The following is a 12,169-nucleotide window of genomic DNA, read 5'->3' on the forward strand; positions in this document are numbered from 1 at the left end:
GACGCCACGGCGTCGCCTTTTTACTTGCCGAGAATCAACGAATGTCCGAACTGCTGTGTGGCCGCTTCCGGCTCTCCCTTGATCGTCCGCTGGTGATGGGCATCGTCAATGTCACCCCCGATTCGTTTTCCGATGGCGGTCGCTACGACTCTGTTGCCAAGGCGGTGGTACAGGCCGAGCGGCTCGTCAACGACGGCGCCGATATTCTGGACATCGGCGGCGAGTCGACCCGGCCGGGAGCCCTGCGGGTGCCCGACGAGGAAGAGATCCGCCGTGTGGTACCAGTCCTGCAGGCTTTGCAGAGCCTCAACGTGCCCCTGTCGATCGATACCTGCAAAACCGCGGTGATGCAGGCCGCACTCGATGCCGGCGTCGATCTGGTCAACGACATCGCAGCGCTCGAAAATGAAGGTGCGCTGGGCATCGTTGCCCGTTCGCAAGCTGCGGTTTGCCTGATGCACAAACAGGGCGAACCGCAGAGCATGCAGGCCGCACCGCACTATGACGATGTGGTTGGCGAAGTCGAGGCGTATCTGATCGGCCGTCGTGATGCCGCGCTGGCCGCCGGCATTGATGCTCGGCGACTGCTGCTCGATCCGGGCTTCGGCTTCGGCAAGGCCTTCGAGCACAATGTCGCGCTGTTCCGGGCTATGGGGGGGCAATCGGAACGTCTGGGCGCGCCGTTGCTGATCGGCGTGTCGCGCAAGACCATGCTGGGCACGATCTCCGGCCGAAGCGTGCCCGCCGATCGCGTCAGCGCCAGTGTCGCGGCGGCGCTGCTCGCAGCGCAGGCCGGCGCCGCCGTGATCCGGGTTCACGACGTCAGGGAAACAGTGGATGCAATCAAGGTGTGGCGCGCCCTAAAATGAAACCCAAATCGTTCATGCTGCCCCACAGCAACGGACGCCGGCACCGTACCGGATAAACCAACAACATCACAAAAGAGAAACCGCAATGCCCAGAAAATATTTTGGTACCGACGGCGTACGTGGCCTGGTCGGCGAATATCCGATCACGCCGGATTTTGCGATGAAGCTCGGCTATGCGGCCGGCAAGGTGCTGGCCGCGGCCGAAAAACGCCAGCCCGGCGACCACGCCGCCGTGCTGATCGGCAAGGACACCCGCGTGTCGGGTTACATGCTCGAGGCCGCGCTGCAGGCCGGTCTGAATGCTGCCGGAGTCGATGTCTACCTGACCGGGCCGCTGCCGACACCGGGCGTCGCCTATCTGACCCGTGCGTTGCGTCTGTCGGCTGGCGTCGTGATTTCCGCTTCGCACAATCCGTACTACGACAACGGGATCAAGTTCTTCGGGGCTGGCGGCAAGAAGCTGGCCGATGAAGTCGAGCTGGCGATCGAGGCGGCGATCGACGAGATCCAGCCCTGCGTCGGCCCCAAGGCGCTGGGCAAGGCCAAGCGCGTCGGCGATGCGGTCGGTCGGTACGTCGAGTTCTGTAAGTCGACTTTTCCCAACGAATTCGATCTGCGCGGGCTCAAGCTCGTTGTCGACTGCGCGCACGGGGCGACCTACCAGGTTGCGCCGCTGGTCTTCCACGAACTCGGTGCCGAGGTGATCACGATCGGCGACAAGCCGAACGGTTACAACATCAATGAGGACGTCGGCGCGACCCACGTCGAGGCGATCCGCAAGAAGGTGCTCGCCGAAGGCGCAGACTACGGGATCGCGCTCGACGGCGACGGCGACCGCCTGATCATGATCGACGGCGACGGTTCGATCATCGACGGCGACATGCTGCTGTACGTGCTGGCGCGCTACCGCCAGGACCGCGGCACGCTGGGCGGTGGCGTTGTCGGCACGCTGATGACCAATCTCGGTGTCGAGAACGCACTGGTCGAACGCGGCATTCCCTTCGTGCGTGCCAAGGTCGGCGACCGGTACGTGCTCGAACAGCTGGCCGAACACGGCTGGCTGCTCGGCGGCGAAGGTTCGGGCCATTTGCTCAGTCTCGACCGGCATTCGACCGGTGACGGCATCGTCTCGGCGCTGCAGGTGCTCGAGGCGCTGATTGAGCAGGGCAAGCCGCTGTCGGCGATCCGTGCCGAACTGACGCTTTCGGGGCAGGTGCTCAAGAACGTCCGCATTGCCAAGGGGTTCGATCTGGCCGGCTCGACCAAGATCAAGGCCAAGGTTGGCGAGGCCGAAGAGGCGATGGGCCGGGCGGGGCGCGTACTGTTGCGCGCCTCGGGCACCGAGCCGCTGATCAGGGTAATGGTCGAGCATACCCAGGCTGCAGTCGCCACCGACTGGGCCGAGCGGATCGCCGCCGTCGTGGCTGCCGAGGCGGCCGAGGACTGAGTGGCGAAACCCAACAAAAAAGCCACGGCATGCCGTGGCTTTTTCGTTGTGCCCGCTAGGGTCAGCCGAACTTGCCGGTGATGTAGTCTTCGGTCGCTTTCTTCTTCGGCGTGGTGAAGATGCTGTCGGTTTCGCCGACCTCGATCAGCTCGCCCAGATACATGTAGGCGGTGTAGTCGGAGACCCGCGCGGCCTGTTGCATGTTGTGGGTCACAATGGCGATCGTATAGTCCTGCTTCAGCTCGTGCACCAGTTCCTCGATGTGCGCGGTCGAGATCGGGTCGAGGGCCGACGTCGGTTCGTCGAGCAGGAGCACTTCCGGCTTGACCGCGACCGCGCGGGCGATGCACAGCCGCTGTTGCTGACCGCCGGACAGGCCGAGGCCGGACTGCTTGAGCTTGTCCTTCACTTCCTTCCACAGCGCGGCCTTCTGCAGCGCCCACTCGACCCGGTCGTCCATCTCGGACTTGCTCAGGCTTTCGTACAGTTTCACGCCGAAGGCGATGTTGTCGTAGATCGACATCGGGAACGGCGTCGGCTTCTGGAACACCATGCCGACCTTGGCGCGCAGCATGTTCAAGTCGACGTTCGGGTCGAGCACGTTGCGGCCGTTCATGATGATCTCGCCTTCGGCGCGCAGCTTCGGGTAGAGCCCGTACATGCGGTTGAAGGTGCGCAACAGCGTCGACTTGCCGCAGCCCGACGGGCCGATGAAGGCGGTGACTTTGCCTTCGCGGATGTCGAGGTTGATGTTCTTCAGCGCGTGGAAGTTGCCGTAGTAGAAGTTGAGGTTCTTGACGGCCAGTTTCGGATTCAGTGCTTGGGTCATGTCGGATCTCGGTATGGCTGGATTCGGTGCGGTCAGTGCGACTTCGCCGGACGGATGAGGACGCGGGCAATGATGTTGAGCGTAAGCACGAACAGGCCGATCAACAGGGCGCCTGCCCAGGCCAGCGTATGCCAGTCGTCGTACGGGCTCATCGCGAACTGGAAGATCACCACCGGCAGGTTGGCCATCGGCTGGTTCATGTTCGAGAAGAACTGGTTGTTCAGTGCGGTGAACAGCAGCGGTGCCGTTTCGCCGACGATGCGCGCCACGGCAAGCAGGATGCCGGTCACGACGCCGGCCTTCGCCGCACGCAGGCTGACCTGCAGCACCATCTTCCACTGCGGTGCGCCGAGTGCGTAGGCAGCTTCGCGCATGCTGTTCGGTACCAGTCGCAGCATGTTCTCGGTCGTACGGACGACGACCGGAATCACCAGCAGCGACAGCGCCAGTGCACCCGCCCAGCCGGAGAAATGGCCGACTTGCGCGACGTAGACGTCGTAGATGAACAGGCCGATGACGATCGACGGGGCCGACAGCAGGATGTCGTTGATGAAGCGCGTGGCCGGTGCCAGCCAGCCGCGCTCGCCGAACTCGGCCAGATAGGTGCCGGCGAGGATGCCGATCGGCGTGCCGATGGCGACCCCGACCGACGACATGGCCAGGCTGCCGACGATGGCGTTTGCAAGGCCGCCCGTGCTGCCCGGGGCTGGGGTATTCTGCGTGAACAGGGCCATGCCGAGACCGGGCAGGCCGTTGCTGAACAGCGTGTAGAGGATCCAGAGAAGCCAGAACAGGCCGAAAGCCATCGCGGCCAGCGACAGCGTCAGGCTCAGGGCATTGATCAGGCGGCGGCGGAAATAGAGAGTCATGTCGGTGCCCGCGTATCAGGAATGAGCGCCTTCGCCCTTCTGCAGCTTCAGCAGCAGAAGCTTGGAGAGGACGAGAACGACGAAGGTGATCAGGAACAGCAGCAGGCCGAGGTTGATCAGCGAGGCGGTATGCAGCGTGCCGGTGGCTTCGGTGAATTCGTTGGCCAGCGTTGCGGCAATCGAGGTACCGGGATCGAACAGCGATTCGATGGCCTTGTGCGAGTTGCCGATCACGAAGGTGACCGCCATCGTCTCGCCGAGTGCACGGCCGAGGCCGAGCATCACGCCGCCGATCACGCCGTGGCGGGTGTACGGCAGCACGACGTTCCAGACGACTTCCCAGGTGGTGCAGCCGAGGCCGTAAGCCGATTCCTTCAGCATTGGCGGAACGACTTCGAACACGTCGCGCATTACCGAAGCGATGTAGGGAATGATCATCACCGACAGGATCAGCCCGGCGGTGAACATGCCGATGCCCATCGGCGGGCCCTGGAACAGCCAGCCGATCATCGGGATGCCGGCGGTATGCTCGGTCAGCCAGGGCTGGATGTTGTCGGCAAACCACGGGGCGAAGATGAACAGGCCCCACATGCCGAAGATGATCGACGGCACGCCGGCGAGCAGTTCGATGGCGATGCCGAGCGGGCGGCGCAACCAGGTCGGCGAGAGTTCGGTCAGGAAGATGGCGATGCCGAAGCTGACCGGGATGCCGATCAGCAGGGCGATGAACGACGACAGCAGCGTGCCTCGGATCGAGTTCCAGCCCCCGAACTGTTCGGTGACCGGGTTCCAGTCGCTGCCGGTAATGAAGCCGATGCCGAAGGCCTGAATGCTGGGCCAGGCGCCGTGGATCAGCGACAGGATGATCGCAGCCAGCAGGGCCAGGACCATGAAGGCGAAAAAGCGGGTCGAGCCGCGAAAAAACATGTCCTGCAGCGCTTGCCGCTTCAGCCGTAACTCTTGGGGCGTCATGAACGTCTCCGGTTCCAATCAATGCAACAGGAGCCTCGCGGGCTCCTGTCGCTGTTCGGTAGCGGCGGCATTCTATCCGAAGCGCCGGCTACCGTTTGCTGCTTACTTCCAGATCGGCGCGTTGCTGGCGTCGGAAATCTGCTTCCACGAACCGCGGATGACATCCTTGACCGATGCCGGCATCGGCACGTAGTCCATGTCGGCCGACATCTTGTCGCCGTCCTTGTATGCCCAGTCGAAGAACTTCAGCACTTCGGCGCCATTGACCGGCTTGTCCTGCTTCTTCTGCATCAGGATGAAGGTCGCGCCGGTGATCGGCCACGAGTCCTTGCCGGCCTGGTCGGTCAGGACCACGCCGAAGCCCGGCGTACCCTTCCAGTCGGCGCTGGCCGCCGCGGCCTTGAAGGTTGCATCATCCGGCTGCACGAAGCTGCCCGACTTGTTCTGCAGCTGGGTGTAGCCCATCTTGTTCTGCTTGGCGTAGGCATACTCGACGTAGCCGATCGCGCCCTTGATGCGCTGGACGTACTGGGCGACGCCTTCGTTGCCCTTGCCGCCGACACCGGCCGGCCACTGGACCGAAGCGTCGTTGCCGACCTTGTCCTTCCAGTCGGTCGAAACCTTGGTCAGGTAGTTGGTGAAGATCCAGGTCGTGCCCGAGCCGTCGGCGCGATGGACGATGGTGACGCCCAGATCCGGCAGCTTCACGCCCGGGTTCAGCTTGGCGATCGCCGGGTCATTCCACTTCTTGATCTTGCCGAGGAACAGGTCGGCCAGCACGGTCGGGGTCAGCTTCAGTTCGCCACCCTTGACGCCTTCGATGTTGACGACCGGTACAACGCCGCCCATCACGGTCGGGAACTGCACCAGACCCGACTTTTCCAGCTCTTCGGCCTTGAGCGGCTTGTCCGACGCGCCGAAGTCCACGGTCTTGGCCTGGATCTGTTTGATGCCACCACCCGAACCGATCGATTGATAGTTCATGCCGACGCCGGTCTTGGCCTTGTACTGCTCGGCCCACTTCGCATACAGCGGGTACGGGAAAGTCGCACCGGCGCCGGTAATGTCGGCGGCGCTAGCATACGCCGTGAACAGGCCGGCCGCGATGCCGAAGCCGACGAGCAGTTTGCGCCCAAACGTCATGATCGAATCTCCTGAGGATTTTTGGTTGGTGGATCGGTTGACGGGATGCATCGTAGAACGTTCATGTTTCCGAAATATTACAAGTCGGTCACACGGGCGCAGGGCCATTCACAAGCGCCGCGACGAGCGGCATTTCAGGATTTGACGTGGTTTGACGGGGGTAGGGCATGAGCTTAGAATCGAGGGCTTTTCCGGCAGGTGCTGCAACGCGTATGGCCAGGAAGCAAGTCATCGGCAACTGGAAGATGCACGGCAGCATCGGGCAGATCCGGTCTGTTTTGTCTGAAGTTGCCCGGGCCGAGCTGGGTGCCAACGTGTCGGTGTGCGTTGCCTACCCGTATCTGGGTTTGGCCAAGTCCTTGCTGAAGGACACGGCGGTCCAGGTCGGTGCGCAGGATGTGTGCGAGTTCCACATCGGTGCCTATACCGGCGAAGTATCGGCGGCGATGCTGGCCGATGTCGGTTGCGAGCTGGTGATTGTCGGGCACTCTGAGCGGCGTCGCTATTTCGGCGAAACCAGCGAAACGGCGGCGCGGAAGGTGAGGGCGACGCTGGATGCGGGGCTGTTGCCGGTATACTGCGTCGGCGAAACGGCCGAGCAGCGCGAAAGCGGAATCGCCCACCAGGTGATTGCGGAAGAATTGCAGGTGCTGGCCGGCGTGCCGACCAGTCTCTATGCGGTGGCTTACGAGCCGTCGTGGGCGGTCGGAACCGGGGTGATTGCCACGCCGGAGCAGATCGCGGAAATGCACGCGTTCATCAAGCAGACGCTCGATGTGCGTACCCGGGTGTTGTACGGGGGAAGTGTCAAGGCGTCGAATACGGCGCAGGTGTTGGCAGTCGACGGGGTCGACGGGGTGCTCGTAGGTGGGGCTGCACTGTCGGCAAGCGAGTTTCTCGAGATCTGTCGTATCGCTGGCTGATTGCAAAATTCACACTGCGGCGCTACAATTTTCGCCGCGTTAATAGAGCAAATATGGAACTTATCAAGACTCTGGTGCTGATCGTGAACGCGCTCTCCGCGATTGCGGTGATCGTTCTCGTGCTGATGCAGCATGGCAAGGGAGCCGACATGGGTGCGGCTTTCGGTAGCGGCTCGGCCGGCAGCCTGTTCGGTTCGTCGGGCTCCGCCAACTTCCTCAGCCGCAGCACGGCCGTTTGCGCCACTGTCTTCTTCGCTTCCTGCCTTGCGCTGGTGCTGGTGATGACCCCGTCGACCAAGAAGGATTCGCTTGGTGTGATGAGCGGCGTCAAGCCGGTGGCCAGTCAGCCTGCTCAATCCACGCAGAACAAGATTCCGGAATAAGCGTCCGCGCCCGCGACTGCTTCTTCCTTGTGATTGGCCGACATGGTGAAATTGGTAGACACGCTATCTTGAGGGGGTAGTGGCTGCGGCTGTGTGAGTTCGAGTCTCACTGTCGGCACCATCATTTTTGAAAAAACCGGGGGCAACCCGGTTTTTTTTCGAGCGTGGTAACAGTAAACCGGACGTCATAGTCCGGTGTTGTCGTTAGTCAAAATCGTTCAAGAAAAACGGGGATCCGCATGCTAGAGAACTACTTCCCCATTTTGCTGTTCCTGATCATCGGCCTGCTGGTCGGTGTCGCCCCGATGTGTCTGGGGTGGGGGGTCGGCAAAGTGCTGGGGACCAACAAACCCGACGCCGAGAAGCTTCTGCCGTATGAATGCGGCTTCGATGCTTTCGAGGATGCCCGCATGCAGTTCGACGTGCGTTACTACCTCGTCGCCATTCTGTTCATCTTGTTCGACCTCGAAGTGGCCTTCCTGGTTCCTTGGGCGCTGGTGCTCAAGGACATCGGCAGCTTCGGCTTCTTCTCCATGATGATTTTCCTGGCCATTCTGGTTGTCGGCTTCATCTACGAGTGGATGAAGGGCGCCCTGGAGTGGGAGTGATCTGATGCAAGCACAAAACCTTGAGAAGGGCTTCCTGACGACCACGGTTGATACCGTCGTCAACTGGACCCGTACCGGCTCGCTGTGGCCGATGACCTTCGGTCTCGCCTGTTGCGCGGTCGAGATGATGCACGCCGGTGCGGCGCGCTATGACCTCGACCGTTTCGGCATCGTGTTCCGCCCGTCGCCGCGTCAGTCCGACCTGATGATCGTCGCCGGCACCCTGTGCAACAAGATGGCGCCGGCGCTGCGCCGCGTCTACGACCAGATGCCCGAACCGCGCTGGGTGCTGTCGATGGGCTCGTGCGCCAATGGCGGTGGCTACTACCACTACTCGTACTCGGTCGTGCGTGGTTGCGACCGCATCGTCCCGGTTGACGTCTATGTGCCGGGCTGTCCGCCGACGGCCGAGGCATTGCTGTATGGCCTGATCCAGCTGCAGAACAAGATCAAGCGCACCAATACGATCGCGCGGAGCTGACCCGATGGCCACCCTGAATACCCTGATGGAAAGCCTCGAGCGTGTGCTCGGCGACAAGCTCGCCAGCATCAAGTGCGCGCTTGATGAAGTAACGATCGAAATCAAACCGGCCGATTTCATCGCCGCGGCCACGCTGCTGCGCGATCACGCCGAGTTGCGTTTCGAATCCTGTGTCGACGTCTGCGGCGTCGACTACAGCGCGTACAAGGACAGCGTGTGGGAAGGTTCGCGCTTTGCCGCGGTCTACCACCTCAACTCCTACGCCAACAACCAGCGCCTGCGCGTACGCATGTTCGCGCTGGATGACGACTTCCCGGTCGTGCCGACCTCGGTCGACATCTGGCCGGGCAACAACTGGTTCGAGCGCGAAGCGTTCGACCTGTACGGCATCGTCTTCGAAGGCCACCCGGACCTGCGCCGCATCCTGACCGACTACGGTTTTGTCGGTCATCCGTTCCGCAAGGACTTCCCGACCTCGGGTTATGTCGAAATGCGTTACGACCCCGAGCAGGGCCGCGTGATCTACCAGCCCGTCACCATCGATCCGCGCGAAATCACCCCGCGCATCATTCGCGAGGAGAACTACGGTGGCGTCTGAAATCCGTAACTACACCCTCAACTTCGGTCCGCAGCATCCGGCCGCGCACGGCGTGCTGCGCCTCGTGCTCGAACTCGACGGCGAAGTCGTCGAGCGTGCCGACCCGCACATCGGCCTGCTGCATCGCGCGACCGAAAAACTGGCCGAATCCAAGACCTACATCCAGTCGCTGCCGTACATGGACCGTCTCGACTACGTGTCGATGATGTCCAACGAACATGCCTACTGCATGGCGATCGAGAAGCTGCTGCAGCTCGACGTGCCGGTGCGTGCGCAGTACATCCGCGTGATGTTCGACGAGATCACCCGCATCCTGAACCACCTGATGTGGATCGGTGCGCACGGGCTCGACTGCGGTGCGATGACGATCTTCCTGTATGCGTTCCGCGAGCGCGAGGACCTGATGGACGTCTACGAGGCGGTGTCGGGCGCGCGCATGCACGCGGCCTACTACCGCCCGGGTGGCGTGTATCGCGACCTGCCGGACACGATGCCGCAATACCAGGCGTCGAAAGTGCGTAATGCGGCAGCGATCAGGAAGCTCAACGAAAACCGTCAGGGGTCGATGCTCGATTTCATCGAGGACTTCACCAACCGTTTCCCGACCTATGTCGACGAATACGAGACCCTGCTGACCGACAACCGGATCTGGAAGCAGCGGACCGTCGGTATCGGCGTGCTGTCGCCGGAACGTGCGATGGCGCTGGGGCTGACCGGCCCGATGCTGCGTGGCTCGGGCGTCGCCTGGGACTTGCGCAAGAAGCAGCCGTACGAAGTCTACGACAAGCTCGATTTCGACATCCCGGTCGGTGTCAACGGCGACTGCTACGACCGCTATCTGGTCCGCATGGAAGAGATGCGCCAGTCGAACCGCATCATCAGGCAGTGCGTGAAGTGGCTGCGCGAGAATCCGGGTCCGGTCATCACCGACAACAACAAGGTTGCGCCGCCGTCGCGTGAAAGCATGAAGACCAACATGGAGGATCTGATCCACCACTTCAAGCTGTTCACCGAAGGCATGCACGTGCCCGAAGGCGAGGCATACGCCGCCGTCGAGCACCCGAAGGGCGAGTTCGGCATCTACATGGTGTCCGACGGCGCCAACAAGCCGTACCGGCTGAAGATCCGCGCGCCGGGCTTTGCCCATTTGGCCGCACTCGACGAAATGGCGCGTGGTCACATGCTGTCCGACGTCGTCGCCATCATCGGTACGCAAGACATCGTATTCGGGGAGATTGACCGCTAATGGTTACCAGCAATCAGGCACCGACGCTGAGTGCCGAATCGCAGGCGCAGATCGATCGCGAACTGGCCAAGTACCCGGCCGACCAGCGTCGCTCGGCGCTGATGAGCGCGCTGCGCATCGCCCAGGTCGAGCACCGCTGGCTGAGCAACGAGCTGATCGCCGTCGTCGCCGACTATGTCGGCGTGCCGCCGATCGCCGCGATGGAAGTCGCGACCTTCTACAACATGTTCGACCGCGCACCGGTCGGCCGTCACAAGATCACCGTCTGTACCAACCTGCCCTGTGCCTTGTCGGGTGGCTACAAGGCGGCCGACTACCTGAAGCAGAAGCTCGGGATCGGTTTCAACGAAACCACGGCCGACGGCAAGTTCACGCTGAAGGAAGGCGAATGCATGGGCGCGTGCGGTTATGCGCCGGTCCTGCTGGTGAACAACCACAGCATGTGCAACCACATGACGCCGGACGCGATCGACAAGAAACTGGCGGAGCTCGAATAAGATGACCGTTTATGTGAAAGGCGTCGTGTTCGAGGGCGTTGATTTCGACGATCCGAAGCACTGGGGCATTGAAGCCTACATGGCGCGCGGCGGTTACACCGCACTGAAGAAGATCCTCTCGACCGGCATGACGCAGGACGAGATCATCGCCGAGATGAAGACGTCGGGCCTGCGTGGCCGCGGCGGCGCGGGTTTCCCGACCGGGTTGAAGTGGTCGTTCATGCCGCGCAGCTTCCCGGGCCAGAAGTACCTCGTCTGCAACACCGACGAAGGCGAGCCGGGCACCTTCAAGGACCTCGACATCATCGTCGACAATCCGCACGCGCTGATCGAAGGCATGATCATCGGCGGTTTCGCGATGGGCATCACCGTCGGTTACAACTACATCCACGGTGAAGTGTTCGAGGCGTACGAGCGTTTCGAAGCCGCACTGGAAGAGGCGCGCGCCGCCGGTTTCCTCGGCGACAACATCCTCGGCACCAGTTTCTGCTTCCAGCTGCACGGCCACCACGGTTACGGCGCCTACATCTGTGGCGAAGAAACCGCGCTGCTCGAATCGCTCGAAGGCAAGAAGGGCCAGCCACGCTTCAAGCCGCCGTTCCCGGCGAGCTTCGGCCTCTATGGCAAGCCGACGACGATCAACAACACCGAGACGTTCGCGTCGGTGCCGTACATCATCCGCGAAGGCGGGCAGAAGTTCCTCGAGCTCGGCAAGCCGAACAACGGCGGCACCAAGCTGTTCTCGGTGTCGGGCCACGTGAACCGCCCGGGCAACTACGAGATTCCGCTCGGCACGCCGTTCAGCGAACTGCTGGAAATGTGCGGCGGGATGCGCGACGGCAAGAAGCTCAAGGCGGTGATCCCGGGCGGCTCGTCCGCTCCGGTGCTGCCGGCCGACATCATGATGCAGTGCACGATGGATTACGATTCGATCTCCAAGGCGGGATCGATGCTCGGTTCGGGTGCGGTCATCGTCATGGACGAGACCACCTGCATGGTCAAGGCGCTCGAGCGGCTGTCGTACTTCTACTTCGAAGAGTCGTGCGGCCAGTGCACGCCGTGCCGTGAAGGCACCGGCTGGCTGTACCGCGTCGTGCACCGGATCGAACAGGGCCTCGGTCGTCCCGAAGACCTCGATCTGCTGCTCTCGGTCGGCGGCAACATCGCCGGCCGGACGATCTGCGCGCTCGGCGACGCAGCGGTGATGCCGGTGCAGGGGATGCTCAAGCATTTCCGCAGCGAATTCGAACACCACATCGAACACAAGCAGTGCCTGGTTCCGGGCTTCTGATTGGGTTTGGTTA

14 protein-coding genes and 1 tRNA gene are annotated in these 12,169 nt (G+C 62.3%); 11 read left to right on the forward strand and 4 right to left on the reverse strand.

The window, feature by feature from the left end; all coding sequences use genetic code 11:
• The first annotated feature begins 41 nt into the window (after positions 1-41).
• Together folP and glmM are read left to right on the forward strand one after the other, a co-directional pair.
• The gene (folP, locus tag IE097_RS01005; RefSeq protein ID WP_189458283.1) at positions 42-869 is read left to right on the forward strand and encodes a dihydropteroate synthase; all 828 of its coding nucleotides are present in this window, start codon (positions 42-44) and stop codon (positions 867-869) included.
• A gap of 85 nt (positions 870-954) precedes the next feature.
• A complete protein-coding gene (gene glmM, locus IE097_RS01010) occupies positions 955-2,316 on the forward strand; it encodes a phosphoglucosamine mutase (protein WP_189458284.1) in 1,362 nt (453 codons plus the stop codon).
• A 61-nt stretch (positions 2,317-2,377) separates the two neighbouring features.
• On the opposite strand, the gene pstB is transcribed toward glmM, so the two are convergent.
• From pstB to pstS, 4 genes are all read right to left on the reverse strand, one after another.
• Entirely contained in the window at positions 2,378-3,145 is a 768-nt protein-coding gene (pstB, locus tag IE097_RS01015; protein WP_189458285.1) for a phosphate ABC transporter ATP-binding protein PstB, read from the reverse strand.
• Between the two features lie 32 nt (positions 3,146-3,177).
• On the reverse strand, positions 3,178-4,014 hold the full coding sequence (gene pstA, locus IE097_RS01020; RefSeq protein WP_189458286.1) for a phosphate ABC transporter permease PstA: 837 nt from the start codon (positions 4,012-4,014) through the stop codon (positions 3,178-3,180).
• A gap of 15 nt (positions 4,015-4,029) precedes the next feature.
• The gene (gene pstC, locus IE097_RS01025; RefSeq protein ID WP_189458287.1) at positions 4,030-4,986 is read right to left on the reverse strand and encodes a phosphate ABC transporter permease subunit PstC; all 957 of its coding nucleotides are present in this window, start codon (positions 4,984-4,986) and stop codon (positions 4,030-4,032) included.
• 102 nt (positions 4,987-5,088) lie between these two features.
• A complete protein-coding gene (gene pstS, locus IE097_RS01030; protein ID WP_189458288.1) occupies positions 5,089-6,129 on the reverse strand; it encodes a phosphate ABC transporter substrate-binding protein PstS in 1,041 nt (346 codons plus the stop codon).
• A gap of 167 nt (positions 6,130-6,296) precedes the next feature.
• Here pstS and tpiA point away from each other — a divergent pair, with 167 nt between their 5' ends.
• The 9 genes from tpiA to nuoF all read left to right on the forward strand — a co-directional run bounded on the left by tpiA (position 6,297) and on the right by nuoF (position 12,156).
• Positions 6,297-7,052, forward strand: a complete 756-nt coding sequence (tpiA, locus tag IE097_RS01035; RefSeq protein WP_229797353.1) for a triose-phosphate isomerase — start codon at positions 6,297-6,299, stop codon at positions 7,050-7,052.
• A 53-nt stretch (positions 7,053-7,105) separates the two neighbouring features.
• Entirely contained in the window at positions 7,106-7,435 is a 330-nt protein-coding gene (secG, locus tag IE097_RS01040; RefSeq protein WP_189458289.1) for a preprotein translocase subunit SecG, read from the forward strand.
• 36 nt (positions 7,436-7,471) lie between these two features.
• Positions 7,472-7,556: transfer RNA gene (locus tag IE097_RS01045), tRNA-Leu, on the forward strand.
• 118 nt (positions 7,557-7,674) lie between these two features.
• Positions 7,675-8,043 carry an NADH-quinone oxidoreductase subunit A gene (ndhC, locus tag IE097_RS01050; protein WP_189458290.1) on the forward strand — a complete coding sequence of 123 codons (369 nt, stop codon included), beginning with the start codon at positions 7,675-7,677 and terminating at the stop codon, positions 8,041-8,043.
• A gap of 4 nt (positions 8,044-8,047) precedes the next feature.
• Positions 8,048-8,524 carry a NuoB/complex I 20 kDa subunit family protein gene (locus IE097_RS01055; RefSeq protein WP_189458291.1) on the forward strand — a complete coding sequence of 159 codons (477 nt, stop codon included), beginning with the start codon at positions 8,048-8,050 and terminating at the stop codon, positions 8,522-8,524.
• Positions 8,525-8,528: 4 nt separating this feature from the next.
• Positions 8,529-9,122 carry an NADH-quinone oxidoreductase subunit C gene (locus IE097_RS01060; RefSeq protein WP_189458292.1) on the forward strand — a complete coding sequence of 198 codons (594 nt, stop codon included), beginning with the start codon at positions 8,529-8,531 and terminating at the stop codon, positions 9,120-9,122.
• Positions 9,112-10,368 (forward strand): NADH-quinone oxidoreductase subunit D, encoded by a 1,257-nt coding sequence (locus tag IE097_RS01065; protein WP_189458293.1) that lies wholly within the window; start codon positions 9,112-9,114, stop codon positions 10,366-10,368. Before IE097_RS01060 ends, IE097_RS01065 begins: the two co-directional genes overlap by 11 nt.
• A complete protein-coding gene (gene nuoE / locus IE097_RS01070; protein WP_189458294.1) occupies positions 10,368-10,865 on the forward strand; it encodes an NADH-quinone oxidoreductase subunit NuoE in 498 nt (165 codons plus the stop codon). The genes IE097_RS01065 and nuoE overlap by 1 nt, the downstream gene beginning before the upstream one ends.
• 1 nt (position 10,866) lies before the next feature.
• The gene (gene nuoF / locus IE097_RS01075) at positions 10,867-12,156 is read left to right on the forward strand and encodes an NADH-quinone oxidoreductase subunit NuoF (protein WP_189458295.1); all 1,290 of its coding nucleotides are present in this window, start codon (positions 10,867-10,869) and stop codon (positions 12,154-12,156) included.
• Positions 12,157-12,169 lie beyond the last annotated feature (13 nt).

Origin of the sequence: Jeongeupia chitinilytica (assembly GCF_014652315.1) — a bacterium.
GTDB lineage: Bacteria > Pseudomonadota > Gammaproteobacteria > Burkholderiales > Chitinibacteraceae > Jeongeupia > Jeongeupia chitinilytica.